27 protein-coding genes are annotated in these 26,616 nt (G+C 70.5%); 11 read left to right on the top strand and 16 right to left on the bottom strand.

Annotated elements, in window-relative coordinates:
* Positions 1 to 76 precede the first annotated feature (76 nt).
* From mctP to ACIQCJ_RS08580, 3 genes are all read right to left on the bottom strand, one after another.
* Positions 77 to 1,699, bottom strand: a complete 1,623-nt coding sequence (gene mctP / locus ACIQCJ_RS08590; RefSeq protein WP_355347317.1) for a monocarboxylate uptake permease MctP — start codon at positions 1,697 to 1,699, stop codon at positions 77 to 79.
* Positions 1,696 to 1,971, bottom strand: coding sequence for a DUF3311 domain-containing protein (locus ACIQCJ_RS08585; protein WP_402711036.1), 276 nt, complete (start codon positions 1,969 to 1,971; stop codon positions 1,696 to 1,698). Before ACIQCJ_RS08585 ends, mctP begins: the two co-directional genes overlap by 4 nt.
* 118 nt (positions 1,972 to 2,089) lie before the next feature.
* Entirely contained in the window at positions 2,090 to 2,866 is a 777-nt protein-coding gene (locus ACIQCJ_RS08580; RefSeq protein ID WP_355347422.1) for a GntR family transcriptional regulator, read from the bottom strand.
* Positions 2,867 to 3,185: 319 nt separating this feature from the next.
* On the opposite strand from ACIQCJ_RS08580, the gene ACIQCJ_RS08575 reads away from it, so the two are divergent.
* The 4 genes from ACIQCJ_RS08575 (at position 3,186) to ACIQCJ_RS08560 (ending at position 8,011) form a co-directional block, all read left to right on the top strand.
* Positions 3,186 to 4,481 carry an extracellular solute-binding protein gene (locus tag ACIQCJ_RS08575; protein ID WP_355347311.1) on the top strand — a complete coding sequence of 432 codons (1,296 nt, stop codon included), beginning with the start codon at positions 3,186 to 3,188 and terminating at the stop codon, positions 4,479 to 4,481.
* A gap of 91 nt (positions 4,482 to 4,572) precedes the next feature.
* A complete protein-coding gene (locus ACIQCJ_RS08570; protein WP_355347308.1) occupies positions 4,573 to 5,580 on the top strand; it encodes a sugar ABC transporter permease in 1,008 nt (335 codons plus the stop codon).
* Complete coding sequence (locus tag ACIQCJ_RS08565) at positions 5,577 to 6,464, top strand: ABC transporter permease subunit (RefSeq protein WP_391044377.1); 888 nt, start codon at positions 5,577 to 5,579, stop codon at positions 6,462 to 6,464. Before ACIQCJ_RS08570 ends, ACIQCJ_RS08565 begins: the two co-directional genes overlap by 4 nt.
* A complete protein-coding gene (locus ACIQCJ_RS08560; RefSeq protein ID WP_402711035.1) occupies positions 6,461 to 8,011 on the top strand; it encodes a glycoside hydrolase family 3 protein in 1,551 nt (516 codons plus the stop codon). Before ACIQCJ_RS08565 ends, ACIQCJ_RS08560 begins: the two co-directional genes overlap by 4 nt.
* 84 nt (positions 8,012 to 8,095) lie before the next feature.
* Here the strand turns inward: ACIQCJ_RS08560 and nagB are convergent, their stop codons facing one another.
* Positions 8,096 to 8,881 (bottom strand): glucosamine-6-phosphate deaminase, encoded by a 786-nt coding sequence (gene nagB, locus ACIQCJ_RS08555; protein ID WP_391161610.1) that lies wholly within the window; start codon positions 8,879 to 8,881, stop codon positions 8,096 to 8,098.
* 781 nt (positions 8,882 to 9,662) lie between these two features.
* Between nagB and ACIQCJ_RS08550 the strand changes: the two genes are divergently transcribed.
* The gene (locus ACIQCJ_RS08550) at positions 9,663 to 11,111 is read left to right on the top strand and encodes a histidine kinase N-terminal domain-containing protein (RefSeq protein ID WP_355347416.1); all 1,449 of its coding nucleotides are present in this window, start codon (positions 9,663 to 9,665) and stop codon (positions 11,109 to 11,111) included.
* Between the two features lie 133 nt (positions 11,112 to 11,244).
* On the opposite strand, the gene ACIQCJ_RS08545 is transcribed toward ACIQCJ_RS08550, so the two are convergent.
* Both ACIQCJ_RS08545 and ACIQCJ_RS08540 read right to left on the bottom strand, forming a co-directional pair.
* On the bottom strand, positions 11,245 to 11,502 hold the full coding sequence (locus ACIQCJ_RS08545; RefSeq protein WP_031520293.1) for a WhiB family transcriptional regulator: 258 nt from the start codon (positions 11,500 to 11,502) through the stop codon (positions 11,245 to 11,247).
* Between the two features lie 319 nt (positions 11,503 to 11,821).
* Complete coding sequence (locus ACIQCJ_RS08540) at positions 11,822 to 12,790, bottom strand: diacylglycerol kinase family protein (protein ID WP_355347298.1); 969 nt, start codon at positions 12,788 to 12,790, stop codon at positions 11,822 to 11,824.
* A 48-nt stretch (positions 12,791 to 12,838) separates the two neighbouring features.
* Between ACIQCJ_RS08540 and ACIQCJ_RS08535 the strand changes: the two genes are divergently transcribed.
* Positions 12,839 to 13,360, top strand: coding sequence for a hypothetical protein (locus ACIQCJ_RS08535; protein WP_355347295.1), 522 nt, complete (start codon positions 12,839 to 12,841; stop codon positions 13,358 to 13,360).
* 138 nt (positions 13,361 to 13,498) lie between these two features.
* Here the strand turns inward: ACIQCJ_RS08535 and ACIQCJ_RS08530 are convergent, their stop codons facing one another.
* The 5 genes from ACIQCJ_RS08530 to ACIQCJ_RS08510 form a co-directional block, all read right to left on the bottom strand.
* Positions 13,499 to 14,527, bottom strand: coding sequence for a SigB/SigF/SigG family RNA polymerase sigma factor (locus tag ACIQCJ_RS08530; protein ID WP_391044809.1), 1,029 nt, complete (start codon positions 14,525 to 14,527; stop codon positions 13,499 to 13,501).
* A 228-nt stretch (positions 14,528 to 14,755) separates the two neighbouring features.
* Entirely contained in the window at positions 14,756 to 15,169 is a 414-nt protein-coding gene (locus ACIQCJ_RS08525) for an anti-sigma regulatory factor (protein ID WP_188283433.1), read from the bottom strand.
* A gap of 196 nt (positions 15,170 to 15,365) precedes the next feature.
* Complete coding sequence (locus ACIQCJ_RS08520; protein ID WP_402711034.1) at positions 15,366 to 15,932, bottom strand: GNAT family N-acetyltransferase; 567 nt, start codon at positions 15,930 to 15,932, stop codon at positions 15,366 to 15,368.
* 9 nt (positions 15,933 to 15,941) lie between these two features.
* Positions 15,942 to 16,676, bottom strand: coding sequence for an AAA family ATPase (locus ACIQCJ_RS08515; RefSeq protein ID WP_355347288.1), 735 nt, complete (start codon positions 16,674 to 16,676; stop codon positions 15,942 to 15,944).
* A complete protein-coding gene (locus tag ACIQCJ_RS08510; protein WP_402711033.1) occupies positions 16,673 to 17,617 on the bottom strand; it encodes a 1-aminocyclopropane-1-carboxylate deaminase/D-cysteine desulfhydrase in 945 nt (314 codons plus the stop codon). Before ACIQCJ_RS08510 ends, ACIQCJ_RS08515 begins: the two co-directional genes overlap by 4 nt.
* Before the next feature lie 127 nt (positions 17,618 to 17,744).
* Here ACIQCJ_RS08510 and ACIQCJ_RS08505 point away from each other — a divergent pair, with 127 nt between their 5' ends.
* Positions 17,745 to 18,662 carry a MurR/RpiR family transcriptional regulator gene (locus ACIQCJ_RS08505; RefSeq protein ID WP_355347285.1) on the top strand — a complete coding sequence of 306 codons (918 nt, stop codon included), beginning with the start codon at positions 17,745 to 17,747 and terminating at the stop codon, positions 18,660 to 18,662.
* A 498-nt stretch (positions 18,663 to 19,160) separates the two neighbouring features.
* Here the strand turns inward: ACIQCJ_RS08505 and ACIQCJ_RS08500 are convergent, their stop codons facing one another.
* Positions 19,161 to 21,185, bottom strand: coding sequence for an N-acetylmuramoyl-L-alanine amidase (locus tag ACIQCJ_RS08500; protein WP_402711032.1), 2,025 nt, complete (start codon positions 21,183 to 21,185; stop codon positions 19,161 to 19,163).
* A gap of 231 nt (positions 21,186 to 21,416) precedes the next feature.
* On the opposite strand from ACIQCJ_RS08500, the gene ACIQCJ_RS08495 reads away from it, so the two are divergent.
* Both ACIQCJ_RS08495 and trxA read left to right on the top strand, forming a co-directional pair.
* Entirely contained in the window at positions 21,417 to 21,845 is a 429-nt protein-coding gene (locus ACIQCJ_RS08495) for a MerR family transcriptional regulator (protein WP_391044389.1), read from the top strand.
* Positions 21,842 to 22,177, top strand: a complete 336-nt coding sequence (trxA, locus tag ACIQCJ_RS08490; protein WP_355347276.1) for a thioredoxin — start codon at positions 21,842 to 21,844, stop codon at positions 22,175 to 22,177. Before ACIQCJ_RS08495 ends, trxA begins: the two co-directional genes overlap by 4 nt.
* A gap of 248 nt (positions 22,178 to 22,425) precedes the next feature.
* Here trxA and sodN read toward each other — a convergent pair whose 3' ends face one another.
* Entirely contained in the window at positions 22,426 to 22,821 is a 396-nt protein-coding gene (gene sodN / locus ACIQCJ_RS08485) for a superoxide dismutase, Ni (protein WP_355347273.1), read from the bottom strand.
* A gap of 140 nt (positions 22,822 to 22,961) precedes the next feature.
* On the opposite strand from sodN, the gene sodX reads away from it, so the two are divergent.
* On the top strand, positions 22,962 to 23,387 hold the full coding sequence (gene sodX, locus ACIQCJ_RS08480; RefSeq protein ID WP_355347270.1) for a nickel-type superoxide dismutase maturation protease: 426 nt from the start codon (positions 22,962 to 22,964) through the stop codon (positions 23,385 to 23,387).
* On the opposite strand, the gene ACIQCJ_RS08475 is transcribed toward sodX, so the two are convergent.
* The gene (locus ACIQCJ_RS08475) at positions 23,291 to 23,923 is read right to left on the bottom strand and encodes a CGNR zinc finger domain-containing protein (protein ID WP_401306459.1); all 633 of its coding nucleotides are present in this window, start codon (positions 23,921 to 23,923) and stop codon (positions 23,291 to 23,293) included. The two genes, sodX and ACIQCJ_RS08475, sit on opposite strands and share 97 nt — an antisense overlap.
* 78 nt (positions 23,924 to 24,001) lie before the next feature.
* On the opposite strand from ACIQCJ_RS08475, the gene ACIQCJ_RS08470 reads away from it, so the two are divergent.
* A complete protein-coding gene (locus ACIQCJ_RS08470; RefSeq protein ID WP_391044393.1) occupies positions 24,002 to 24,760 on the top strand; it encodes a methyltransferase domain-containing protein in 759 nt (252 codons plus the stop codon).
* A gap of 86 nt (positions 24,761 to 24,846) precedes the next feature.
* Here ACIQCJ_RS08470 and ACIQCJ_RS08465 read toward each other — a convergent pair whose 3' ends face one another.
* A complete protein-coding gene (locus ACIQCJ_RS08465) occupies positions 24,847 to 25,614 on the bottom strand; it encodes an amino acid ABC transporter ATP-binding protein (protein WP_355347265.1) in 768 nt (255 codons plus the stop codon).
* A complete protein-coding gene (locus ACIQCJ_RS08460; protein WP_391044396.1) occupies positions 25,614 to 26,615 on the bottom strand; it encodes an ABC transporter permease subunit in 1,002 nt (333 codons plus the stop codon). The genes ACIQCJ_RS08465 and ACIQCJ_RS08460 overlap by 1 nt, the downstream gene beginning before the upstream one ends.
* Position 26,616 lies beyond the last annotated feature (1 nt).

Here is a 26,616-nt window from a genome sequence, read left to right as displayed (position 1 = left end):
GGCGCGGGTCCCCAAGGCGCGGGCCGCACACCACAACGCGGCCTCGCGCCCCCGGGACCCGCCCCCTCGCGCTCTACTACGCCGGTGCGGGAACCGCCTCCTTCGCCGCCTCCTCCGCCTCCACCACGTAGTCGCCCTTCGCCGTCTCGTCCACGCCGTCGGGGGCCTTGAGGGCGCGCAGGACCAGGGTGAGGACGACCGCGACCGCCGCGTTCAGGACGAAGGCGGTGAGGCCGATGTAGCCGAGCTCGCCGATGCCGGGGATCTTCGCGGAGTTGCCGCCGAAGTGCGACTGGCTGGCGCTGGTCTGCTCGTACGCCTTCCACGTGCCGTACGCCATGCCCGCCGCCCAGCCGGCCAGCAGCGCCCAGCGGTGGAACCAGCGGGTGAACAGGCCGCCGACGATGGCCGGGACGGTCTGGAGGATCCAGATGCCGCCCAGGAGCTGGAAGTTGATCGCGACCGTCTTGTCCATCGACAGCACGAAGACGAGCGCGCCGACCTTGACCACCAGGGACGCGGCCTTGGAGACCTTGGTCTCCTGCGCGGGGGTGGCGTCCGGTTTGAACAGGTCCTTGTAGATGTTGCGGGTGAACAGGTTGGCCGCCGCGATCGACATGATCGCCGCCGGGACCAGCGCGCCGATGGCGATGGCGGCGAAGGCCACCCCGGCGAACCAGGAGGGGAACATGTCCTCGAAGAGCTGGGGGATGGCCAGTTGGGCGTTGTACCCCTTGACGCCCTTTCCGACGCCCGCCGCCAGCGCCATGAAGCCGAGCATCGCCAGCAGGCCGAGCATCAGCGAATACAGCGGCAGGATCGTGGTGTTGCGGCGGATGGTGTTGCGGCTCTTGCCGGAGAGCACGGCCGTCACCGAGTGCGGGTACAGGAAGAGCGCCATCGCCGAGCCCATCGCGAGCGTGGCGTACGCCCATTGGGCCTGCGGCGCCGACACCAGTGAGCCGCGCGGCTTGCCGGTGGCGGGGTTGGTCACCTTGTAGGCCGCGTCCGCCTTGTCGAAGATGTCGCCGAACCCGCCCAGTTTGTACGGGATGTAGATGATCGCGACCACGATGACGATGTAGATCAGCGCGTCCTTGACGAAGGCGATCAGCGCGGGCGCGCGCAGCCCCGAGGAGTACGTGTACGCGGCCAGCACACCGAAGGCGATCAGCAGCGGCAGGTCCTTGACGAACCAGTTGGTGGAGTCGCCGCCGCCCACGCCCATCACGTCCAGCACGGCCTGGATGCCGACGAGTTGGAGCGCGATGTACGGCATGGTCGCGACGATCCCGGTGAGCGCCATCGCGACCGACAGGCTCTTCGAACCGAACCGGCCGCGGATGAAGTCCGACGAGGTCACGTACCCGTGCTTGTGCGAGACCGACCACAGCCGCGGCAGGAAGAGGAACACCAGCGGGTAGGTGATGATCGTGTACGGGACCGCGAAGAACCCGGCGGCGCCCGCGGAGTAGATCGCGGCGGGCACGGCGACGAAGGTGTACGCGGTGTAGAGGTCGCCGCCGAGCAGGAACCAGGTCACCCAGGTGCCGAAACTCCGGCCGCCCAGGCCCCATTCGTCCAGGTGCAGGGCGTTCTCCGCGCGTCGCCAGCGGGCGGCGAGGAAGCCCATCACCGTGACCAGGAGGAAGAAGAAGACGCAGACGCCGAGCGCCACGCCGTTCACGTCGTTCGTCACTTGCCCGCACCCCCCTTGCGCGCCCGCTCCTCGCGGCGCACCAGGACGTACGCGGTGTACGTCAGCAGCGCCGCCGCCGGCACCCACGCCATCTGGTACCAGTAGAAGAACGGGATGCCGATGAACCTCGGGGTGAGCCGCGAGTACGAGCTGACCCAGAGCAGCGCCACGAAGGGCGCGACCAGGCATGTCCCGGCGATCACGCGCGACGCGGTGACCACCGGCCGCCGCGGCGGTGCGGGGTGTTCCTCAAGTGATAGGTCGTCGGGCATACGTGCGGCTCCCGTCCCCTAGAGCTACGAGTGTGACTCGCGGGAATCTAGGGGAGGGGAGTAGCGCACGTCACCATGTGTGCGGCGATCTCACTCGTGAGAAGTCAAACCGACGGTCTCAGTCGGTGGGGCGGCTCAGTCGTGCCACGAACTTGTAGCGGTCGCCGCGGTAGACCGAGCGCACCCACTCGACCGGTTCGCCGACGGTGTCGATCGAGTGCCGGGAGAGCATCAGCATCGGCAGGCCGACGTCGGTGCCGAGCAGTCCGGCCTCGCGCGGGGTGGCCAGCGAGGTCTCGATGGTCTCCTCCGCCTCGGCCAGCCGCACGTCGTAGACCTCGGCCAACGCCGTGTACAGGGACGTGTACTTGGCGAGGCTGCGGCGCAGCGCGGGGAAGCGCTTGGCCGACAGGTGCGTCGTCTCGATCGCCATCGGCTCGCTGTTGGCCAGCCGCAGCCGCTCGATCCGCAGCACCCGGCCGCCGGCCTTCATGTCGAGCAGCCCGGCGAGCCGGTCGTCGGCGGTGATGTAGCCGATGTCCAGGAGCTGGGACGTGGGTTCGAGACCCTGGGCGCGCATGTCCTCGGTGTACGAGGTCAGTTGGAGCGCCTGGGAGACCTTCGGCTTGGCGACGAAGGTGCCTTTGCCCTGGATGCGTTCGAGCCGGCCCTCGACCACGAGTTCCTGGAGCGCCTGGCGGACCGTGGTGCGCGAGGTGTCGAACTCGGTGGCCAGCGTGCGCTCCGGCGGTACGGGCGTGCCGGGGGGCATGGTCTGGGTGATGTCCAGAAGATGCCGCTTGAGCCGGTAGTACTTGGGCACGCGTGCGGTACGGCCCGCGGTGCTCGCGGTCCCCGCCGTACTCTCCGCGCCACTGCCCGCGTCGCTGTCCATGACGTCTACTCCCGACTGCTGTCGTGCTGCCGTCACCGGCTCCTCCGTTATATGCGGCTCACATCGTGGCACGGCCTGACCTGGAGCGGGGAGGCGGTAGTGGTCGCTTCCCGCTCAGGTGTCGGTCCGATAACAGAGCCGACATGGGTTCTTATACACCCTTGACACCCCCAAAGGTCTAGGCCAAGCTCCGGGTACTGGTCTAAACCATTAACGACCAAATCCCAGACCCACGAGCAGGACGCGGCTGCACACGTGTCTCGCGGTAGCCGACATTTCGGGTGGTGGGGGGAGTTTCGGGCATCCTGAGGAGGGTGGCGTGAAGCGCAAGCTCATCGCGGCGATCGGCGTCGCGACCATGATTGCTGGTATTGCGGCCTGTGGGTCGGACAAGAAGGACGACAAGGCCGCTGAGAAGCCGGCCGACCAGACCGGCACGGTGACCGTCTGGCTGATGGCCGAGGCGCAGACCGCCTGGCCCGAGCTGGTACAGAACACCACCGCCCAGTTCAAGGCGAAGTACCCGAAGGTCAACGTCAAGATCCAGTACCAGCAGTGGAGCGACAAGGTCCAGAAGCTGGACGCCGCGCTCTCCGGTTCCAGCGCCCCCGACGTGGTCGAGCTGGGCAACACCGAGACCCAGACGTACATCCTCAACGGCGCTCTCGCCGAGCTGGACAAGAAGACCTTCCAGAACTCGGACACCTGGATCAAGGGCCTCGAGGACACCTGCACCTACCAGGGCAAGCTCTACTGCGCGCCCTACTACGCCGGTGCCCGCGTCGCGATCTACAACACCGCCGACTTCAAGGCCGGTACGGGCTCCGACGCCTTCCCCGCCACCGAGGACGAGCTGACCGCCGCCCTGGACAAGATCGAGGCGAAGAAGGGCGGCGACAAGACGTACTCGCCGCTCTACCTCCCCGGCCAGTACTGGTACGCGGCCATGTCGTACGTGAAGGCGTACGGCGGCCAGATCGCCAAGACCGACGGCAGCAAGTGGACCGCCGACCTGGAGAGCCCGCAGGCGCAGCAGGGCATCCAGCACTTCATCGACCTGGTGAAGAAGTACAACCACGGCGACCAGACCAAGGACGAGGCGGACCACGCCAACGTCATGGCCCACGAGAAGGCCGGCGTCATCTACGGCAACGGCTGGGAGTCCGGCTCGGTCATCACGCCGCCGAACGGCAACGCCAAGCTCAAGGACGTCATCAAGACGGCCACGATGCCCGGCCCGAACGGCAAGGCGCTGCCCTCCTTCATCGGCGGCTCCGACCTCGCCGTGGTCAACAAGTCCAAGGTGAAGGACCTCGCCAAGGAGTGGATCGCGGACTTCACCGACGAGAAGAACGAAGCCGCGCTGGTCACCAAGGCGACGCTGCCGAACAACACCAAGCAGCTCGAGCCGATGAAGGCCGACCCGGCCACCGCCGCCGCGGCCAACGCCGTGCCGGACGCCTGGTTCACGCCGATCGCACCGGGCTGGGCCGCGATCGAGAAGCAGGGCATCCTCAAGTCGATGCTGCTCGACATCCTCAAGGGCAAGTCCGTCGCCGACGCCACCAAGGCCGCCGACGACAAGATCAACTCGCTGATCAACACCGCCTCCTGACACGGCGGTCGTCACCAGGGGAGGGCGGTCCGCGGTCGCGGGCCGCCCGCCCCGGTATCCCGGCATGGACACCGAAGAAAGGTCAGAGCGGATGAGTGCCGCCGACACGCATGCCACCGAGCCGGTGACGGGGGGCCGCCCGCAGATCCCGCCGCCGCGCTCGACCGGTCCGGTCGCCACGACAGCGGGCCGCGCCGCCGGGCGCAACCGGCAGAGCAGATCGCTGCCGTATCTGCTGATCGCTCCGGCGCTGCTGATCATGATCGGCGTGCTGGGCTACCCGCTCGTCGACACCATCGTGCTGTCCTTCCAGGACGAGCGCCGCAACAACCTCTGGAACGGCGTCGCGGCGCCCTGGGTCGGCTTCGACCAGTACAGCTCGATCCTCGGCGACAGCGAGTTCTGGGCCGTGGTGCTGCGCACCGTGGTCTTCGTCGTCGTCTGCGTCGTCGCCACCATGTCGCTCGGCCTGCTGATCGCGCTGCTGATGCAGCGGGTCTCCAACTGGGTCCGGGTCACCATGAGCAGCGTGATGATCGCCGTGTGGGCGATGCCGCTGCTGGTCGCCACCTCGGTCTTCAAGTTCATGTTCGACTCCGACTACGGCCTGGTGAACCAGCTCCTCACCCGGCTGCCCGGCGTCGACTACACCCGGCACAACTGGTTCCTCAACCCGACCACCGGCATGGCGATCATCGCCGTCCTGGTCGTCTGGGGCGCCATCCCCTTCATCGCCATCAGCCTGCACGCGGCGCTCACCCAGGTCCCCAAGGAACTGGAGGAGGCCGCGCGGATCGACGGCGCCAAGGGCTTCGGCATCTTCCGCTACGTCACCTTCCCGATCATCAAGCCGGTCTTCGTGATGACCAGCACCCTGTCGGTGATCTGGGACTTCGGCGTGCTCGGCCAGATCCTGCTGATGCGCGGCGGCCAGCCCGAGCAGGACTACCAGACGCTCGGCCTGTACGCGTACACCCAGGCGTTCATCTCCAACTCCTTCAGCCGGGGCGCGGCCATCTCCGTGGTCTCCGTCCTGCTGCTGTCGGGTGTCGCCGTTTACTACCTGCGCCAGCTTCTGAAGATCGGAGAGGTCGAGTGAGCACCGCTGTCAAGAGCGGCCCCGCGACCCAGGGCCCCACGGCCGGAGTCGTCTACCGCACTCCGAAGAAGAAGCGCAACGGCTGGAACGTGCTCGGCCTGATCGTCACCGTGATCATGGGCTTCCCGGTGTACTGGATGGTCATCACCGCGCTCCGCCCGAGCCAGGAGATCCTCAGCTACCACCAGAAGCTCTATCCCAGCTCCGTCACGTTCAACCAGTTCAAGCGCGCGATGGACATGCCCAACTTCTGGGACAACGTCAAGAGCAGCGTGATCATCTCGGCGTGCAGCGTCGTGATCGCCATCGGCATCGGCCTGCTCGCGGCGTACGCCATCGGCCGGTTCAAGTTCTGGGGCCGCCGCGGCCTGGTCATCGCGCTGCTGGTGATCCAGCTCATCCCGGCCACCTCGATGCTGATCCCGATCTACATCCAGCTCAACAAGATGGGCGGCCTCAACCAGTACTGGGGCGTCATCGTCGTCTACGCGGCGAGCACCCTGCCCTTCGCCGTATGGATGCTGCGCGGCTTCATCGTCAACATCCCCAAGGAACTCGAGGAGTCGGCGATGGTCGACGGGTGCAGCCAGATGGAGGCGTTCCGCCGCGTCGTCCTCCCGCTGCTCGCGCCCGGCCTGGTCGCCGCGTCGATCTACGCGCTGATGACCGCCTGGAACGAGTACCTGTTCGCCTACGTACTTCTCCAGGACAATGACAAGTACACGTTGAGCATCTGGCTGCTGAAGTTCACCGGACAGCGCGGTACGGACTACGGAGCCCTCATGGCGGGCTCGATCCTGATCGCCCTGCCCGTCGTGATCTTCTTCCTGTTCGTCCAGCGCAAGGTGGCCTCCGGCCTGACCGCAGGCGCGGTGAAGGGATGACCGTCATTACCGTCGACACGCCCGCGGACGTCCTGGCCCGCGACGCCCTCACCGTCCTCCAGCCCGGCTTCCGCGGCACCGAGGCCCCCGACTGGGTGCTGCGGCTGCTCGCCGAAGGGCTCGGCGCGGTCGCGCTGTTCTCCCGCAACATCGAGTCGCCCGAGCAAGTCGCCCGGCTCACCGCCCAGTTGCGCGCGGTACGGGCCGACGTGCTCGTGGCCGCAGACGAGGAGGGCGGCGACGTCACCCGCCTCGAAGCGCGCGGCGGCTCCTCCTTCCCCGGCAACCTCGCGCTCGGCGCCGTCGACGACGTCAAGCTCACCCGGGCCGTCGCCGCCGAACTCGGCCGCAGGCTCGCCGCGTGCGGCGTCAACCTCAACTGGGCGCCGTCCGCCGACGTCAACTCCGACCCCGGCAACCCGGTCATCGGCGTCCGCTCCTTCGGCGCCGAGCCCGAACTGGTCGCGCGCAACACCGCCGCCTACGTGGAGGGAATGCAGTCGGCGGGCGTGGCGACCAGCGTCAAGCACTTCCCCGGCCACGGCGACACCGCCGTCGACTCGCACCACGCGATGCCGCGCATCGACGTCGACCTCGACACCCTGCGCGACCGCGAACTCGTGCCGTTCAAGGCGGCCGTCGCCGCTGGCACCAAGGCCGTGATGAGCGCTCACATCCTCGTCCCGGCCCTCGACCCCGACCTGCCGGGCACGCTCAGCTCCGCCGTCCTCACCGGCCTGCTGCGCGCCCCGCGCGAGCAGGGCGGCCTCGGCTACGACGGCCTCATCGTCACCGACGGCATCGAGATGCAGGCCATCTCCGCCGCGTACGGCATCGAACGCGGCACCGTCATGGCGCTGGCCGCCGGGGCCGACGCGATCTGCGTCGGCGGCGGCCTGTCCGACGAGCAGACCGTGCTCGGCCTCCGCGACGCCATCGTGCGCGCGGTGCGCGAGGGCGACCTCCCCGCCGAGCGGCTGGCCGACGCCGCCGCCCGGGTGCGCGACCTCCAGGTGTGGGCCGCCGAGCGGGCGGCCGCAGCGGAGGGGACCGCGTCCGCCGCCCCGGCAGGGGAGTCCGACATCGGCCTGGAGGCGGCCCGCCGCGCCCTGCGGATCACCCGCCGCGCCGAGTTCACCCCGCTCACCGAGGCGCCCTACGTCGCCGCCCTCACGCCGGTCGCCAACATCGCCGTCGGCGACGTGACCCCCTGGGGCATCGCCGCCGACCTCGCCAGGCTCCTGCCGGGCACAGTCACGGGCACCTACCCCGGCCGCGAGGTGGAGGAGCTGGGCGTCGAGGCGTTCGCCGCCGGACTCCTCGACGAGGCCGGCGACCGTACGATCGTCGTCGTCGTCCGCGACGCCCACCGGCACCGCTGGATGTCCGAGGCGCTCGCGGCGGTCGTCTCCCGCCGCCCAAGCACGGTCGTCGTGGAGATGGGCGTGCCCCAGGCGCCCGCCACCGGCGCCCTCCACATCGCCACCCACGGCGCGGCCCGCGTCTGCGGCACGGCCGCCGCCGAGGCCATCGTGGGCTCCGTCTGACGCGGGCTCCGTCTGACACGACAGAGCGCCGGACGGACTGCGATCAGTCCGTCCGGCGCTCTGTCGCGTTCCGCCGGGCAGGCCCTAGACGCCCTGCCAGGCGGGCTTGGCCGCGAAGGTGGCGCGGAAGTACGGGGCCAGCTTCAGCTTGGAGGCGGCGGCCTCGTCCACGACCACGGTGGCGTGCGGGTGGAGCTGGAGCGCCGAGGCGGGAACGACGGCGGCGACGGGCCCCTCGACGGTCTGCGCGACGGCCTCCGCCTTGCCCTCGCCGGTGGCGAGCAGCACCAGGTGCCGGGCCTCCAGGATGGTGCCGATGCCCTGCGTGATCACGTGGTGCGGCACCTGCTCGATGTCGCCGTCGAAGAAGCGGGCGTTGTCGACCCTGGTCTGCTCGGTGAGCGTCTTGATCCGGGTCCGGGAGGCGAGCGACGAGCAGGGCTCGTTGAAGCCGATGTGCCCGTCGGTGCCGATCCCCAGGAGCTGGAGGTCGACGCCGCCGGCCGCGGCCAGCGCCGCGTCGTACGCCTCGCAGGCGGCCTGCACGTCGTCGGCGGCCCCGTCGGGCCCCATGAAGGACTCCTCCGACAGCCCCAGCGGCTCCACGACCTCCCGCAGCACGACCGAGCGGTACGACTCCGGGTGGCCGGTGGGCAGGCCGACGTACTCGTCGAGCTGGCAGACGCGGGCACGGGCCGCGTCGACGGCGCCCGAGCGGACCTTCGCCGCCAGCGCCTCGTAGATGGGCAGCGGGGTGGATCCGGTGGCCACGCCGAGCAGAGCGTCCGGCTTGCGGCGCAGCAGCGCGGCCATGGCCTCCGCGATCAGCTCGCCGCCTGCCGCGGCGTCCGGGACGATGACAACTTCCACGCTGGGCCTGCCGTTCTGGAGGGGACTTGTGTGGTATAGACCAATCTAGCAGAGCAGGGCCCCGTCGGCGCTGCGCCGGGGCACCTCTGCCCGCCACCCAGACCTCCACCGCGGAACTGCTGGTCCTCCACCTCCTCGTGGAGGGCCTGCGCGGTGGGGTTCACCGCTCGGGTGCGGCTGCGCGTGGCGCTGAGCCCCTGGGCCACGTGTGCGCGAGGTGGGTGCGCCGGATCTAAGCGCCCGGAGGCGAGAGGGCGGCAATAAAAAGGGAATTACGGCGCCCCCACAAAAGACGGCTCCCACCCCACGGCGCCCCCACAAAAGAGCCCCCCCGCCCACAAAAGAGCCCCCCCGAAAAACCCACGGGCCGCGGTGCGCAGCGGGGACCCTCAACCCCGCCGGCACCGCAGCCCGGAGCAGCCGTCGGCACCTGGCCGGCGGGGTGTGCGGTTCCCCCCGGCGCGATGGGCCGACCTTGAGGTCAGGGCGTAGTCAGGGCAGAGAACGCCTTGCCTCGGTCCGTCCTCCTGTGCGGGGAGGACGGAGGTCTGATGCCACGCGTGTCCGCGACACACGAGGTGTCACGTTCGACGCGCGGTACGCGCCACGCGTGGTGTCACGCTTCATTGTGGACTAGACCATTCGGCCTTGTCTACGGTTCCCGGCGACGCTTCCTCGCCAGGCCCCCGGCGGGTCGATGCACCCTCCAGCGAAATCATCTCCGAAAACGGCTCGTCCCGCACCCCCCTCCCCGGCCGGTACGCTCACAGGCGTGCCCTCCATGAACGACCTCGTACGCGAGCACACGGCCCTCGACGACTCCGACCTCGAATGGCTTCATCTGCTCGTCTCGGAGTGGCAGCTGCTCTCCGACCTGTCCTTCGCCGACCTCGTGCTGTGGGTCCCCACCCGCGACGGCACCCGGTATGTGTCCGTCGCGCAGATGCGGCCGAACACCGGTCCGACCTCGTACCAGGACGACATGGTCGGCCACCTGGTGCCGCGCGGACGGCGTCCGCTGCTGGACATGGCGCTCGACGAGGGCCGTATCGTCCGCGAGGGCGACCCGGAGTGGCGCGAGGAGGTGCCGGTACGGGTCGAGTCGATCCCGGTGCGCCGCGACGGCCGGGTCCTCGGGGTGATCGCGCGCAACACCAACCTGCTGACCGTACGCACCCCCAGCCGCCTCGAACTCACCTACTTGCAGAGCGCCAGCGACCTGGCCCAGATGATCGCCCAGGGCGCCTTCCCGTTCCCGGCCGAGCAGGTCGACATGGACGCCTCACCGCGCGCCGGTGACGGCCTGATCAGGCTGGACGCGGACGGGCTCGTGCAGTACGCCAGCCCCAACGCGCTGTCGGCGTACCACCGGCTGGGCCTGGCGGCCGACCTGGTCGGCCACCACCTGGGCAAGGCCACCGCGGAACTGGCCCCGGCCCGCGGCCCGGTGGACGAGGCGCTGGTGAAGCTGGCCAGCGGCTGGGCGCCGCGCGAATTCGAGGTCGAGGGCGGCGACGGCGTCATCCAGCTGCGCGCGATCCCGCTCAAGCCCAAGGGCGTCCACACCGGTTCGCTGGTGCTGCTGCGGGACGTGACGGAACTGCGCCGCCGCGAGCGCGAGTTGATGACCAAGGACGCCACCATCCGGGAGATCCACCACCGGGTGAAGAACAACCTCCAGACGGTCGCCGCGCTGCTGCGCCTCCAGGCCCGCCGGATGGACTCCGACAACGCCCGTGAGGCGCTGGAGGAGGCGGTCCGCCGGGTCGGGTCGATCGCCATCGTGCACGAGACGCTCTCCCAGACCCTGGACGAGCGGGTCGAGTTCGACGAGATCGCCGACCGCGTGCTGTCGATGGTCGCGGAGATCTCACCCGGCCGGGTCACCCCGCGCCGCACCGGCCGGTTCGGCATCCTGACCGCCGAGATCGCCACTCCGCTGTCCATGGTCCTGACCGAACTGCTCCAGAACGCGCTCGAACACGGCTTCGGGCCGGGGGAGTCGGGCACGGTGGACGTCACCGCCACCCGCGGCCGGGAGCGGATCACCATCTCGGTGCAGGACGACGGCCGGGGCCTGCCCGACGGCTTCGACGCCCAGGAAGCGGGCAACCTCGGCCTCCAGATCGTCCGCACCCTCGTGGTCGGCGAACTGGGCGGCACCTTCGACATGGTCCCCGCCGAGCCGCGCGGCACCCGCGTCGTCCTCGAACTGCCCCTGGAGAGCTGAGAGTTCGCCCTTCCTGCGCGAGGGCACAGCAAAGGACCCCGACCTGGAAGGTCGGGGTCCTTCATGATGCTGTGTGCTGCGCGTGTTGGTGGGTGCTGCGCGCTGCGGCTCGGGGGGAAGCGGTAAGTGCGCGTCAGGCGCTGGCGTTGCGGGCCCGGTTGCGAGCGGCGCGGCGCTTCATCGCGCGGCGCTCGTCCTCGCTGAGGCCACCCCAGACACCGGCGTCCTGGCCACTCTCCAGCGCCCACTGCAGGCACTGCTCCATGACGGGGCAGCGGCGGCAGACGGCCTTGGCTTCCTCGATCTGCAGCAGCGCAGGACCGGTGTTGCCGATGGGGAAGAAGAGCTCGGGGTCTTCCTCGCGGCAAACGGCGCGGTGACGCCAGTCCATGGCTGCTCCAACTCCTTGTGTGACAAGCACGTTGCTTGTGAATGTGAACGCTTTCACGAATCCCTACGCAGGCAACGGGACGCCGCCCAGTCTTCACTGGTGCTGGTCCCGCTGAGTGAGGTAGAAGATTCGGGCTCTCAAGGGGGTCGTTGTCAGACCGTCCCGAGCGCCACCTAGAGACTCGCAAACCTCGGCTGGAGATACAACCCCTTCAGAGAAGTTTTTTTGGATTCCTCGGTGTCGCCTCGGTCACAGCCGTACTTCCATGGGGTGCAGGGCAGTCTAAACGTTCGAGTAAAAGGACTTTAGGCTCTTCGACTTACACAATCACACGCAGTGCACGGCGTACGCCTGTGAAGGTCGCGCTCGTTCGCAGCCCCAGGTGGTCACCGTCCACCTGGAAGGGCAGTGCCGCCTGCGATTGCAAGGTGAAGTCGGTCAGGTCGTGGAGCGCCAGCGCGTTCTTCCCGCGCGGTCCCCGCTCCGGAGTGGAACGGAGCAATTGCGCCGAGTAACGCGTGGCAGAGGCCATGGACATCTTTGTCACGCCCAGCAGATCGAGGGCGGTGTCGAAGGACGCGCCGGGGGAGGCGTACACCGGTCTGTTCCCGAGATAGGTCCACGGCGAGGTGTTGCAGATTATCGCCATCGCGAGCCCCGACACCGGTTCGCCGTCCGGGCGTTGCAACGAGATCGTGCCGTGCCTGCGGTGCGGATCGGCCAGAAACTGACGTGCGACCTGGCGCAAATACAGCGCGTGCGTGGAGCGCTTGCCCAACTCCCGCTGCTGTTCGACCCGTCCGACCACCCCGGCGTCGAACCCCAGACCCGCGCAGAAGGTGAACCAGCGCGGCGGCACCCCTTCGTCCTCGGTGCCCGGCGTCCCGCTCACCAGACCGAGCCCCACCGTCCGCGAGGACCCCTCGCGCATCGCGTCCAGCAGCGCGCCGGTCGCCTCCACCGCGTCGTTGGGCAGCCCGAGCGCCCGCGCGAAGACATTGGTGGACCCGCCGGGCACCACCGCGAGCTGCGGCAGCGCCTCCGGGTCGGGGCCGTGGTGCAGCAGCCCGTTCACCACCTCGTTGACCGTGCCGTCGCCGCCGAGGGCGACCACCAGGCCCACCTCGCCGCCTTCCGCGGCCCGCCGCGCGAGGTCCCGCGCGTGCCCGCGGTACTCGGTCGTCGCGACGTCCAGCTTGAGGTCGCTCGCCAGTGCGGTACTGATCACATCACGCACCCGCGCGCTGGTGGTGGTGGCGGCAGGGTTGACCACGAGGAGAGCGCGCATGGTCGACAGCGTACCTACCGTCTGGTACAGCGGGCTACGCTGGCCGGTGTGAGCCAGCCCTCGAAGAAGACGCGGAAGCCGCCTCAGCGGGTGGCGGAGAAGATGCAGAAGTTCGTGCCGCCGATGCGCGAACAGCCCACCGAGCGCGAGCGGGAGGCAGCCGCCGCCGCGAAGGCCGCCGCCGACGCGGACGCGGGACCGCCGCCGCTGCGGCTGACCGCCGCTGCCGCCGTCGCCGCCGTGGAGGGCCTGGCCGTGGTCGCCTGGGGCGTCACGATGTTCTTCGGCGGCTCGGGCAAGGCCGTGCTCGCCGGGCTGCTTGTCCTCGTCCTCGCGGGCTTTCCGCTCGGCGCCGCGTACGGGCTGCGCAAGGCCCGCCGGTGGAGCCGCGGGCCCGCGCTGATCATTCAGCTCCTGTCGCTGCCGATCGCCTGGACGCTGCTGCACAGCGACGGCGGCGGCTTCGTCGCGGGCGGCGCGGTCCTGGGCGCCCTCGCCCTGACCTGCCTCGTCCTCCTGGCCCACCCCGCCACCACGGACGCCCTGGGAATGAGCCGGACGTCGTCCTGACCGCCCGGACGTCGTCCTGACAGCCTGACGTCGTCCTGACGGACCGCGCGCCCCGGCGGTCCGCGGCCGGTCTCTCGCGGGCGTGCGGGTCCCGGTCGCCCGGGCGGGCCTGGTCGTCGGCCGCCCGCCCGGCGAGGGCTACTCCTCGATCAGCAGCTTGTCCCGGAGCTGGGCCAGCGTGCGGGCCAGCAGACGCGAGACGTGCATCTGCGAGATGCCGACCTCCTGGGCGATCTGCGACTGGGTCATGTTGCCGAAGAACCGCAGCAGCAGAATCGTCTTCTCCCGCGGCGGGAGCTGTTCCAGCAGCGGCTTGAGGGACTCGCGGTACTCCACGCCCTCCAGCGCCTCGTCCTCGGAGCCGAGGGTGTCGGCGACGGCGGGCGACTCGTCGTCGGTGTCCGGGACGTCCAGGGAGAGCGTGCTGTAGGCGTTGGCGGACTCCAGGCCCTCCAGCACCTCCTCCTCGGAGATCTTCAGGTGCTCGGCCAGCTCGTGCACCGTCGGCGCCCGCCCGTGCCGCTGGGACAGCTCACCGGTCGCGGTGGTCAGCGCCAGCCGCAGCTCCTGGAGGCGGCGCGGCACCCGTACCGCCCAGCCCTTGTCCCTGAAGTGACGTTTGATCTCGCCGACCACGGTGGGGGTCGCGTACGTCGAGAACTCCACGCCGCGGTCCACGTCGAACCGGTCCACGGACTTGATCAGCCCGATCGTGGCCACCTGCGTCAGGTCGTCCAGCGGCTCACCGCGGTTGCGGAACCGCCTGGCCAGGTGCTCGACCAGCGGCAGATGCATCCGTACGAGCTGATTGCGCAGCTCCGCGCGCTCGTTGGAGCCCTCGGGGAGCTTGCTCAGCTCGACGAAGAGGGCGCGGGCGCCCGCCCGGTCGTGCGGGTCGTGCGCCTCCCGCTGCTCCTCGCGGTCGGATTCCCGGTCGGACTCGCGGTCGGAGCCCCGGTCGGGCTCCTGGTCGGCTTCCCCGTCGGACCGGGGCTCCGCCTCCTGGCGCGCGGACGGGGGCCCGGCCGGCTCCGCCTGCTGCTCCGGCGGCGCGTCCCGTCGCTCGGGCGGCTCGGGCTGTCCGGGCCGCTCCGGCTGCTCGCGCTGGTCCTGCTGCTCCATGGGGTCCGCCTGCTCCGCCTGCTGCGCCGCGTCCATTCCGTCCATACGGTCGTCCGTGCGGGTCTCCCCGCCGGGTTCGGGGTGCTGCCTGGCCGTGTGCCGCCGCCCGGCCGGCCCCGCGGGATCGGGTTGGGCCGGTACGGAGGCGCGGCCGTGCACCGCGGGCGACTGACGCGCGTCGTGCGCGTCGTCGTGGCCCGCGGGCGTGCCGGGGTCTTCACCCCGGGATAGCTCAGCGCTCATGGCGATTCCCCGTCTTCCCGCACGCGAGAGTCACGACAGCCCTGGACCGGCGCCGCGCTTCTTGTGGAGGCTGATGCTGACGGTCTTGTCCTCGGCGACGGTGGAGTCCACCTCGCCGGCCAGTGCCGACAGCACCGTCCACGCGAAGGTGTCCCGCTCCGGCGCCCTGCCGTCGGTGGTGGGCGCGGAGACGGTCACCCACAACGAGTCCCCGACGAGCCGGAAGACACAGCTCAGCACGGACCCGGGGACGGCTTGCTGCAACAGGATCGCGCACGCCTCGTCCACGGCGATCCGCAGATCCTCGATCTCGTCGAGGGTGAAGTCCAGCCGTGCCGCGAGTCCGGCCGTGGCCGTGCGCAGCACTGACAGATAGGCTCCCGCCGCGGGCAGCCGGACCTCGACGAAGTCCTTCGACCCGGGCTCGCCTGCGATCTGGGACACCCTCACCTCCACGGTGGCACACAGTGATTGCTCTGGTTCGCAGCGACGCTATCGCGATCCGTACCCCGCTGTCGCCCGGACGGCGCACGGTAGGGGAACGGTACGGTATCCGTATCTCTGTCACCCATGGTAAGCGCACGAGCACGGACCGTGGGTAGTGGTCTGCCGACTCAATTCGCATGAGAATCCGCCCGGTTCACCGAGCGTGCGCCAGCGCGGCCAGTTCGGCCAGCGCCGGGCCGGAAAGCCGCTGTACGGTCCACTCGTCCTGCGGGCGGGCGCCGATGGAGCGGTAGACGCCCAGCGCCTTCTCGTTCCAGTCGAGGACCGCCCACTCGAAGCGCTCGTAGCCGCGCTCCACGCAGACCGCCGCGAGCGCGGCCAGCAGCGCCTTGCCGTGCCCGCCGCCGCGCGCCTGCGGGCGTACGTACAGATCCTCCAGGTAGAGGCCGGGGGTGCCGGTCCAGGTGGAGAAGTTCCGGAACCACAGCGCGAAACCGACCACGGTGCCCGCGCCCGAGTCCGAGTCCGAGCCCGCGCCCTCGCCCTCGCCCTCGCTTGAGCCGTCGCCCGCACCGTCCGCCGCGGGCTTCGCGGGCTCCTCGGCGATCAGCGCGTGCGCCACCGCGTCGGGGCCGAACAGGGCCGCGTGCAACTGCTCCTGCGTGGCCCGCGCCTCCTCCAGCGCCCGCTCGTACTCGGCGAGTTCGCGGATCAGCGCGTGGATCACGGGGACGTCGTCCGGGGTCGCGGTGCGGATCATGCCACCAGGTTACGGCTCGATGATGTGACGCAGGTAAGCGCGGGGGTCGGCCAGATAGCGACGCCAGTGGTCGACGATCGCCAGGTCCTCCCAGGCCGTCTCGCGCACACCGCGCTCGCCCACCTCCAGGATGGCCGCGTCGGGGGTCGCGGTGAGCAGCGGGGAGTGGGTGGCGCAGATGATCTGCGCGCCGGAGCGGCCCAGCTCGTGCATGAGGCCCACCAGGTGCAGACAGGCCGTGAACGACAGCGCGGACTCCGGCTCGTCCAGCACGTACAGGCCCACCGGGTGGCTGAAGCGCTCCCGGAAGGCGAGCAGGAAGCCCTCGCCGTGGCTCATGGACTCCACCGGCAGGAATTCGCGGCCGAGCGCGTCCATCGCGGTCTCGGCGCGCAGGAAGAAGCCGCGGCGGCCGGTACGCGGCCCGCCGAGCATCCGGCCGCCCGCCGCCGTGGTGTCGAAGCGGATGCGCTCGCCGAGCGGGGAGCGGGGGCGGTCCGAGACGTAGCGGTAGCCCGCCCGGCCGCCGTGCGGGTCCAGGCCGAAGCCCTCGGCGATGGCCTCGACCAGCGTGGACTTGCCCGAGCCGTTCTCACCGACCAGGAAGGTGACGGGCGCGGTGAAGCGCAGCCCGTCGCGCAGCAGCCCGGCGACGGCCGGGACCGACCACGGCCAGCGGTCCCCGCGGAACTCGTCGTCGCCCTCGGCGGCGGGGATGTGGGCGTACGCCCTCTCGATGATCATGCGGTCCCTCCGGGGTCGGTGCCCGTGATCACCGCGGCCACCCGGGTGCCCGGCGGGAAGACGCCCTCCTCGGCCAGGGAGTGGACGCCGTGCAGCATCTTCGCCACGTAGACCGGCTCGGGGCGCAGTCCGTGCCGGGCGGCGAAGTCGGCGGCGAAGGCGTCGAGTTCGGGGGTGGTACGGGCGTAGCCGCCGTGGTGGAAGCGGTCGTCGAGGCGCCACCGACCGCGTCGGCCGCCGAACGCCTCCTCCTGGAGCCGCAGCACCTCGGCGGCCAGGAAGCCGCCGCCGCGCAGGACGGGGAAGCCGATCGCCTCCGCCCGGCCGAGCCCGGCCGCGAGCCCGGCCAGGGTGCCGCCGGTACCGACGGCGACCGCCACCACGTCGGCCTCGCCGTCCAGCTCGCGCCCCAGCTCGGCGGCGCCGACGGCCGCCAGCGCGTTGCTGCCGCCCTCGGGCAGCACATAGGCGGGCCCGAACCGGTCGGTGAGCGCGGCCAGCGTCTCGGGCTCGGCCTTGCGGCGGTACGTGGCCCGGTCGACGAATTCCAGTCGCATCCCGTCGGCCGCGGCCCGTGCCAGCGAGGGGTTGAGCGGCCGGTCGGCCAGTTCGTCGCCGCGCACGACGCCGACGGTGCGGAAACCGAGCAGGCGACCGGCCGCCGCCGTCGCCCGCAGGTGGTTGGAGTAGGCGCCGCCGAAGGTGAGCAGCGTGGTGTGCCCGGCCTCGGCCGCCGCGGCCAGATTCAGCCGCAGCTTGCGGTATTTGTTGCCCGGCAGGTCGGGGTGGATCAGGTCGTCCCGCTTGAGCGCGAGCCGGACCCCGCGGGCGGCCAGGCGCTCGTCCGCCACCTCGACGAGCGGCGACGGCAGCCGGGCGTCCAGCGGGTCGGCGGCACCGGAGCCGGCGGATTCCGGGGCGGCGGGCGGCGGTAGGGTCACGCCGACATTGTCACCCGGACGTGTGACATTCGCCGGGGGCGGCCGGGTGCCGCGACGATCCCCTGGCGGCACAAGAGAATCCTCCCGGCAGGTCCCACGCGGAGGATTCACGGTGCATTCTTTCCCCGTGCACGAAAAAGTCCCGGGACGACCGGCCACCAGAGCAGCCAGCGTCACTGCGGCCAGTGACGCCGGTGACGCGCTCACCGCCACGGTGCGGGGGCTGCTGCCCTCGCTCACCCCGGCCGCCGCCAGGATCGCCTCGCTGATCGTGGAGGATCCGGCGCAGGTCGCGCGCAGCACGATCTCCGAGCTGAGCGCCCTGGCGGGCACCAGTGAGTCGTCGATCGTCCGCACCGCGCGGGCGCTGGGCTTCGCCGGATACCCCGAGCTGCGGCTGGCGCTGGCCGCGTCCGCCGCGCGGCAGGCGCCGCGCTCCACGCTGACCTCCGGGATCACCGAGGACGACTCGCCCGCCGAGGTGATCGCCAAGCTCGTGCACACCGAGTCGCAGGCGGTGCTGGAGACCGCCACGCAGCTCGATCCCGAGCAGCTCGCGGGCGCCGTGAAGGCCGTCTGCGGCGGCGGGCAACTCCACATAGCCGGGGTCGGGGCGTCCGGCCTCGTCGCCCAGGACCTCCAGCAGAAGCTCGCGCGTATCGGGCGGCCCTGTCACGCCCACGGCGACTCCCAGTCGGCGCTCACCAGCGCCGTGCTCCTGGGGGCGGGGGACGTCTTCCTCGCCGTCTCGCACTCCGGCGAGAGCCGTGACGTCCTCGCGCCGCTGCGGCGCGCCGCCGCCGAGGGCGCGACGACCGTGGTGATCACCAACCACCCGCTGTCCACCGCCGCCCGGCTCGCCGATTTCATTCTCGTCTCGGCGGGCCGGGAGACGACGTTCCGTCCCGGTGCCATGGCCAGCCGCATCAGCCAACTGGTCGTTGTCGACTGCTTCTTCGTCTGCGTCGCCCAGCGCACCTTCGACACATCCAGCCGCGCCCTGCGCGTCACACACGCCGCCCTGGAGGGCGACCGCACCGGCTGACCCCGGTGGTGCCGCCCGCCCCGCCGGGCCAGTCCGGTTGTCGCCGGACCACCCGCCGGTGGGGGCTGGCCGCGCAGTTCCCCGCGCCCCTGACGGGGCGCACCGTCTTTCGTCCGGACGGCGAGCCGATCTTTTAAGGGGCGCGGGGAACTGCGCGACAAGCCACGACGCTTCCGCAGGTCACCGCCCGCCCCGGCGGGGCAGTTCGGTTGTCACCGGACCACCGGCCCGGTGGGGGCGGGCCGCGCAGTTCCCCGCGCCCCTGACGGGGCGCACCGTCTTTCGTCCGGACGGCGAGCCGATCCTTTGAGGGGCGCGGGGAACTGCGCGACAAGCCACGACGCTTCCGCAGGTCACCGCCCGCCCCGGTGGGGCAGTTCGGTGGTCGCCGGACCACCGGCCGGTGGGGGCTGGTGGCGCAGTTCTCCGCGCGCCGGAAGAAGCCGGCCTGCCCGGGCGGGGAACTGCGCGCTCGGACAGGGCGGGCTGCAAGCCATGCTAGTGGGCCGGGATGACGTCGACGTCGGCCGCGTTCACGAAGGCGACGCGGTGGTTGTAGACGATCTCGTACACCTTGGTCGTGCCGACGAAATCGTGCTGGTCGTAGGGGGCGGAGCCGTCGTAGTAGATGGCGAAGTAGGAGTCGGTGTACTCGGCGGGGCCGGCGGAGACGTAGGACTGGCCGGCCGGGATGGTGTATTTGGCGCGGGCGAGCTGGGCGCGGGGGGCGACGCCGCCCTCGAAGGCCACGAAGTCCGGCGGGTAGACGGAGGCTTCGGGGTAGGCCGTGGTGTATACCGGGATCGAGGTCTTCCCGGCCTTGGGGACGATGCGGGACGCCTTCACCGGGACGGTGGCCGGGTGTTGCGCGGAGTCCTGGAGCCAGGCCTCGGTGCCGCCCCACCAGATCGCGGTCCAGCCGGGCCTGCGCTCGGCGACGACGTACTGCTCACCGGCCGGTGCCTTGTCGCCCCAGTCGTTCATCGCGGTGGTGCCCGCGCTGCCGTCCGGGTGCAGATACGGGTCGGCGACCAGCGGCGCGCTCGTGCTGGGCGCGGTGTGGAGCGGTACGAAGCTCGACGGCGTGTCGGTGGACGTCACCGGGCAGTCGAAGGCGCGGTACGGGCCGGGGAACTGCTTGTAGCCCTGCACGTCGTCGCAGTACGTGGTGGTCTGCTTGTTGCGCGCGTAGCCCGGCTTGATGGCGACGACGGCGCTGCCCGGCTTGGCGGTCGCGCGGATCGGCGCGCCGAGCAGGTCGAAGAAGTGCTCCCAGTCCCAGCCGGGTCCGGGGTCCCAGTGCTGGGTGGCGACGCCGCTCTCGGTGCCGCCGGGGATGTTGTCGTGGCCGAGGATGTGCGCGCGGTCCAGCGGGATGTCGTACTTCGCCGCGAGGTAGCGCACGAGCTGGGCGGTGGAGCGGTACAGGTTCTCGCTGTACCAGCTCGCGCCGTGCGTCGCCCAGCCCTCCTGCTCGATGCCGATCGAGTGCTGGTAGAAGGAGCGGTTCGCGCTGTCCCACGCGATGTCCTTGGTGGGGATCATCTGCGTGACGTGGCCGTCCTGCGAGCGGACGACGTAGTGCGCGCCCGCCGCGTAGGTCGGGTCGCGGAAGAGGTCGAGCGTGCCGTCGTACGTCTCGTCGGTGCTGTGCAGCGTGATGTAGCGGACGTCGAGGTTGCCGTGGGGACGGTCGGCGAGGTCGTGGCTGCCGTAGTCCGCCAGGTCCGACGGGTCGAGCAGGGTGTACGCGCCGGGTATGAAGTCGCAGTTCAGCGACGTGGGGCACTCCGGCTTCCGAGAGCTCTTGGGCGGAGTGACCTCCTTCAGGCCCAGCTTGCGCACGTCGTCGCGGTTCGGGCGCAGGTGCCCGGTCGGCGCGAGGGTGATGTGCTGGCCGTCCTGCGTGGTGCGGGTCGCGCCGGCGCGCATCGTGTCCCACACGCCGTCGGCGAAGGTCTGCGCGACCTTGTTCTCGGTCGACTGGCTGTAGCGGGCGGCGGCGGCGTACCAGCCGTCGATGTCACGCGGCAGCCTGCCGCGGCCGTAGCCCTTGGCGTACGAGGCGAGCAGCGCGGCGCCGCCGCGGATGTTCAGGGTCTCGTCGCTCTGCACGGCGGCGGTGTCGGTGCCGAGGAGTCCGGCCGCGACGGCGGCGGTGTGCTCGGCTGGGGCCTTCAACAGGTCGGCGTAGCGCGGCGACTGGGTGGTCAGGCCGTCCGCGTCGAGTTCCCCGGCGGTGAGGTTCGTCAGGTTCATCGGGCCGTATCCGGCCTCGGCGTTGGACTGCCCGGCGTGTGCCTCCCACCGGGTCTCGTAGAACGACACGGCTTCCAGTACGGGCAGCGGTACGCCGAACTCGTGGGCCGCCGCGGTGAATTCCGCCTGCCGGGCGGTCCGCGGGTCGTCCGCCGTGGCGGAGGTCGTGGTGACGGCGGTCACCGAGAGGCCGGCCAGCAGGGAGAGCGCGGCGGCCACGGTGAGGGTTCTGCGGCTGCGCGGTTGTCTGAGCGGGCGGTGCATCCGTGCTCCTCGCGTGTGCGTGGGTCTGCGTGGTGGGGCTGTCATCCGGGGGCGTATGCGGGGATGTGCGGGGCAAAACTGTCGGGGGTACGTCAAGAAACTGCTCCGCGCAGCCTGTCGAGCCGGACTGGCAGTAAGCAACCACCTGGACGTAAATCTTGGAACTTTTTGCCAGCGCGGCCGGAAATCGTCCTGGCCTTGACGCGTACGTCAAGGTCTAACGTCGTCCGTATGCGCATCGGCGAACTCGCGGAACGGGCGGGCACCACCACCCGGACCCTCCGCTACTACGAGTCCCTGGGCCTGCTGCCGCCGGCCGACCGGTCGGGCAACGGGTACCGGTCGTACGACGAGGAGCATCTGCGGCTGCTGGAGCAGATCCGGGTGCTCCAGGACTTCGGCTTCGGCCTGGAGGAGACCCGGCCGTTCGTGGACTGCCTGCGCGCCGGGCACCCGGCGGGGGACACCTGCGCCGCCTCGCTGGAGGTCTACCGGCGCAAGCTCGCCGAGCTGGACGCGGTCGTCGACCGGCTCCAGGAGGTACGGGCCCAGGTCGCCGCCCAGCTCGCCCGCGCGGAGCTGGAGGCCGGGCCGGGCGGGGTGGGGAACGCCGCCGAGCCGATGTGCGAACTGTCCGTCAGTGAAAGGGATTCACCATGACCAGTACCGCCACATCCGTCCCCGCCGTCACCGACGCGACCTTCGCCGCCGAGGTGCTCGGCTCCGACCTGCCCGTCCTGGTCGACTTCACCGCCGACTGGTGCCCGCCGTGCCGGATGATCGCCCCGGTGCTGGCCGAGATCGCCGCCGAGGAGTCGCACCGGCTGCGGATCGTCCAGCTCGACGTCGACACCAACCCGGCGACCCAGGCCGCGTACGGCGTGATGTCGATGCCCACGCTGCTGCTGTTCCGCGCGGGCGAGCCGGTCAAGGTGCTGGTCGGCGCGCGCCCCAAGCGGCGGCTGCTCCAGGAGCTGGCCGACGTCCTGTGAGCGGGCGCCCCGAGACAAAAAGCCCCCGTCCGCCGGTACGGGGGACCTGACGGACGGGGACGTTCTGTGATCGTGCCGGTTTCCTCCGGCGCTACATAAGAGTGCGCCGGACGGCACGATGTGACAGCACATCGCTGTGGCGCACGCCACATTCTTGAATGATGACGGGGACTAGAAAAACGCCCGCGCTCGGCCGTATGGGTGACGGCCGGGCGCGGGCGGTTGACGCTCCGGGGTGAACCGGGGGGTCAGGCCTGCTTGGTCTCCCAGAAGATCTTGTCGATCTGGGCGATGTAGTCCAGGGCCTTCTGTCCGGTCGCCGGGTCGTTCGACGCCTTCGCCGCGCTGAGCGCCTTGAGGGTGTCGTTGACGAGCTGGTGCAGCTCCGGGTACTTCTCGAAGTGCGGGGGCTTGAAGTAGTCGCTCCAGAGCACCGAGACGTGGTGCTTGGCCAGCTCCGCGCGCTGCTCCTTGATCAGAACGGCACGGGTGCGGAAGTCCGCGTCCTCGTTGGCCTGGTACTTCTCCTGGACCGCCTTGACGGACTCGGCCTCGATGCGGGCCTGGGCAGGGTCGTATACGCCGCAGGGCAGGTCGCAGTGGGCGCTGACCTTGACCTTGGGCGCGAACAGGCGAGTGAACATGGCTGTCCTTCCTCGTGATCGTCTTTCCACGTGGGAGATTACTCCCTGGGAGAGTCGTTTTCTCGGGTGCCCCAGGTGGCTTAGGACAAAAGTCTGGTGCCACTCTGGGGTCGGTGGAGGAACGAACCAGGAGGCGCAGGATGCGGGAGCAGGGGGCCAGGCTGTCGTGGCAGTTGGTCGAGGTCACTGGTCCGTCGATGGCACCCACGCTGCTGCACGGGGACTGGCTGCTGATCCAGCGGATCGCCAGTGGCGCCGAGCAGGTGCGTGAGGGCGACGTGGTGGTGCTGCGGCACCCGTTGCAGCAGGACCTGCTGATCGTCAAGCGTGCCGTGGAGCGGCGCGAGGGCGGCTGGTGGGTGCTGGGCGACAACACGTTCGTCGAGAACGACAGCCGGGAGTTCGGCGCGGTGCCCGACGAGCTGGTCATGGCACGTGCGCGGGGCCGGTTCCGGCCACCGGGCGAGGTTCAGCGGTCGGTGGCGGGGGCGGCCTCCTGGGCGGCGTCCTGCGTGCGGCTGCTGCGGCCCGACCGGTCGTTCTCCAGGCGCTTGCGGGCCCGGTAGGCCGCGACGTTGGCGCGGGTGGCGCACCGGTCGGAGCAGTAGCGCCGGGAGCGGTTGGTCGACGTGTCCACGTACGCGTTGCGGCACGGCGCGGCCTCGCAGATGCCGAGCCGGTCGACGCCGAGCGTGGTGAGCTGGACGGCCAGGCCCATGCAGGCGGTGGCCGAGTACGACGCGCCGGCGTTCGCCGCGTGGTCGGCCAGGTGCATGTGCCAGTCGGGGCGTCCCGTGGCGTCGTCCGGATAGTCGTGCCCGGAGATCTGCGGGCTGACCGGGAACTCCAGCATCAGCGCGTTGAGCAGGTCCACCGCCCGGACCTCGTCGCCCTCGTCGGCGGCCTCGAAGATCCCGCGCAGCCGGATACGTACCGCCCGCAGCCGGGCCACATCGGCGTCGACCGCCCGCGCGGCGGCCTGCGTACCGGCGCCGATCAACTCCCGTACGGCCTCGACCGAGGTCAGCGCGTCCGTGCCGCGCTTGGGCTCCTCGGTGTTCACGAGGCGCACGGCGTATTCCGAGTAATAAGCCAGTTCCACTTGTGGTCCTTACTGGGGGCGGTCTAGTCTCGGTAATGGCTGAACGGGCTATCAGGGTATTACGAAACGGAGGCTGGTGTGGCTGTGGCGACGGAGAGTGTCTGGCAGGACTGGCAGCGGAGCTGGGACCGCCAGCAGGAGTGGTACATGCCCGACCGCGAGGAACGCTTTCGGGTGATGCTGGACATGGTCGAGGCACTGGTCGGCACCGCGCCCAGGGTGCTGGACCTCGCGTGCGGTACCGGAAGTATCACGGACCGGCTGCTCCGGAGGTTCCCGGCAGCCAGGAGCACCGGCGTCGACCTGGACCCCGCGCTGCTCGCCATCGCGGCCGGTTCCTTCGCCGGGGACGACAGGGTCACCCTTGTGACCGCCGACCTCAAGGACCCGCGCTGGACCGAGAAGCTGCCGCACGACTCGTACGACGCCGTGCTCACCGCGACCGCGCTGCACTGGCTGCACAGCGACGCGCTCCGGACGCTGTACGGGCAGCTCGCCGGACTCGTGCGCGAGGGCGGGGTCTTCCTCAACGCCGACCACATGCCGGACCCGGCGACCCCCGTCCTCAACGCGGCCGACCGCGCGCAGCGGCACGCCCGGATGGACCGGGCCAAGGCCGAGGGCGCCCTGGACTGGAGCCAGTGGTGGCAGCTCGCCGCCGCCGACCCGGTGCTCGCCGAGCCCACCGCCAGACGGTTCGAGATCTACGGCGAGCACGCCGACGGCGACACCCCGCCGCTCGAATGGCACGCGCGCACACTGCGCGAGGCGGGCTTCTCCGAGGCCCGGGGCGTGTGGAGTTCGCCCAGCGACGCCCTCGTGCTCGGCCTCAAGTAGCCCTGATCGCGCGGGAGTTGACGCCGGGCGTACGACGGAGGGGGTACGGGCCCGAGGCCCGTACCCCCTTGTGGTCCCGCGTCGCGTCACAGTACCTTTGATAGAAAGGCCCTCGTGCGCTCGTGCTGCGGATTGCCCAGCACCTCCCGGGGATGACCCGACTCGACGACGACACCGTCGTCCATGAAGACCAGAGCGTCGCCCACCTCACGGGCGAACCCCATCTCGTGCGTGACCACGATCATCGTCATGCCGTCCTCGGCCAGCCCCCGCATCACGTCGAGGACGTCGCCGACCAGCTCCGGGTCGAGCGCCGACGTCGGCTCGTCGAACAGCATCAGCTTCGGCTCCATGGCCAGCGCCCGCGCGATGGCCACCCGCTGCTGCTGCCCGCCGGAGAGCTGCGACGGGTAGTTCGCCGCCTTGTCGCCGAGGCCGACCCGGTCGAGCAGCCGTACGGCGCGCTCCCGCGCCACCGCCTTGGGCTCCCGCTTGACCTGGACCGGACCCTCCATGACGTTCTCGATCGCCGTCATGTGCGGGAAGAGATTGAACCGCTGGAAGACCATCCCGATGTCCCGGCGCTTGGCCGCGACCTCGCGGTCCCGCAACTCGTGCAGCCGGTCGCCCTGCTGCCGGTAGCCGACCAGCTCGCCGTCGACCCACAGCCGCCCGGCGTTGATCTGTTCCAGGTGGTTGATGCACCGCAGGAAGGTGGACTTGCCGGAACCGGAGGGACCGATCAGACAGAACACCTCGCGGGGCGCGACCTCCAGGTCGATGCCCTTGAGAATGTGCGCGGCGCCGAACGACTTGTGGACGGCCTCCGACTTCACCATCGGCTGGACGCTCATCAGGCCACCTTCGGTCGGCGCAGGGTGGACAGGTTGGACATGACCTTCTGCCACGGCGTGAGCGGCAGACTCCGCAGCGAGCCACGCGCGTAACGCCGTTCCAGATAGAACTGGCCGACGCTGAACACGCTGGTCAGCACCAGGTACCAGACGGAGGCCACGAACAGCATCTCCATCACGGCGCCGGAGTCGGACCCGATGTCGGAGGTGGCGCGCAGCACTTCGGTGTACTGCACCACCGACACCAGCGAGGAGGTCTTCAGCATGTTGATGAACTCGTTGCCGGTCGGCGGGATGATCACGCGCATCGCCTGCGGCAGCACGATCCGCCGCATGGTCCTGCCGCCGGTCATGCCGAGCGCGTGCGCCGCCTCGGTCTGGCCCTCGTCCACCGACTGGATGCCGGCCCGCACGATCTCCGCCATGTACGCGCCCTCGTTGAGGCCGAGGCCCAGCAGGGCGGCCACGAAGGGGGTCATGACGGCGACGGTGTCGTTCTTGTAGATCGGCCCGAGGTTGATCACCGGGAAGATCAGCGACAGGTTGAACCACATCAGGAGCTGCACGTACACCGGGGTGCCCCGGAAGAACCAGATGTACAGCCAGGACACCGCCCCCGTCACCGGGTTCTTCGACAGCCGCATGACCGCGAAGAGCACGCCCAGCACCAGGCCGAGCGCCATCGAGCACACACTGATCAGGACGGTGTGCCACAGACCCTTGAGCACCTGCTGGTCGAAGACCTTGTCCCCGACCGTGCCCCAGATGACATCACCCTGCGAGAACGCGTAGACCAGCCACCCCAGCAGCACGACCACCACGACGGCGCTGACCCAGCGCCCGTAGTGCCGTACCGGGACCGCGCGGATGGCCTCGTACGGCGTGGCCGGCCGTGTGTCCTTCCGCAGCGGGTCCTGCGGCGGGGTGTCCCGGGGCGGGGCGTCCTGCGGCGGGGTGTCGCCCGACGGTTTCTCGAAGGGGGTCGGTGTGCCCGATGCCACG

The organism is Streptomyces sp. NPDC093221 (genome assembly GCF_044753885.1).
In the GTDB taxonomy this organism is placed as follows: domain Bacteria; phylum Actinomycetota; class Actinomycetes; order Streptomycetales; family Streptomycetaceae; genus Actinacidiphila.
The sequence above is the reverse complement of the archived record's forward strand: the minus strand, read 5'-3'. Positions and strand labels throughout refer to the sequence as shown.

Coding starts and splice junctions, on each gene's coding strand:
- ACIQCJ_RS08585 (WP_402711036.1), bottom strand. CDS start 1,971: ATGCCCGACGACCTATCACTTGAGGAACACCCCGCACCGCCGCGGCGG.
- ACIQCJ_RS08580 (WP_355347422.1), bottom strand. CDS start 2,866: ATGGACAGCGACGCGGGCAGTGGCGCGGAGAGTACGGCGGGGACCGCG.
- ACIQCJ_RS08570 (WP_355347308.1), top strand. CDS start 4,573: ATGAGTGCCGCCGACACGCATGCCACCGAGCCGGTGACGGGGGGCCGC.
- ACIQCJ_RS08560 (WP_402711035.1), top strand. CDS start 6,461: ATGACCGTCATTACCGTCGACACGCCCGCGGACGTCCTGGCCCGCGAC.
- ACIQCJ_RS08550 (WP_355347416.1), top strand. CDS start 9,663: ATGAACGACCTCGTACGCGAGCACACGGCCCTCGACGACTCCGACCTC.
- ACIQCJ_RS08545 (WP_031520293.1), bottom strand. CDS start 11,502: ATGGACTGGCGTCACCGCGCCGTTTGCCGCGAGGAAGACCCCGAGCTC.
- ACIQCJ_RS08540 (WP_355347298.1), bottom strand. CDS start 12,790: ATGCGCGCTCTCCTCGTGGTCAACCCTGCCGCCACCACCACCAGCGCG.
- ACIQCJ_RS08530 (WP_391044809.1), bottom strand. CDS start 14,527: ATGGACGGAATGGACGCGGCGCAGCAGGCGGAGCAGGCGGACCCCATG.
- ACIQCJ_RS08520 (WP_402711034.1), bottom strand. CDS start 15,932: ATGATCCGCACCGCGACCCCGGACGACGTCCCCGTGATCCACGCGCTG.
- ACIQCJ_RS08515 (WP_355347288.1), bottom strand. CDS start 16,676: ATGATCATCGAGAGGGCGTACGCCCACATCCCCGCCGCCGAGGGCGAC.
- ACIQCJ_RS08500 (WP_402711032.1), bottom strand. CDS start 21,185: ATGCACCGCCCGCTCAGACAACCGCGCAGCCGCAGAACCCTCACCGTG.
- ACIQCJ_RS08495 (WP_391044389.1), top strand. CDS start 21,417: ATGCGCATCGGCGAACTCGCGGAACGGGCGGGCACCACCACCCGGACC.
- trxA (WP_355347276.1), top strand. CDS start 21,842: ATGACCAGTACCGCCACATCCGTCCCCGCCGTCACCGACGCGACCTTC.
- sodN (WP_355347273.1), bottom strand. CDS start 22,821: ATGTTCACTCGCCTGTTCGCGCCCAAGGTCAAGGTCAGCGCCCACTGC.
- sodX (WP_355347270.1), top strand. CDS start 22,962: ATGCGGGAGCAGGGGGCCAGGCTGTCGTGGCAGTTGGTCGAGGTCACT.
- ACIQCJ_RS08465 (WP_355347265.1), bottom strand. CDS start 25,614: ATGAGCGTCCAGCCGATGGTGAAGTCGGAGGCCGTCCACAAGTCGTTC.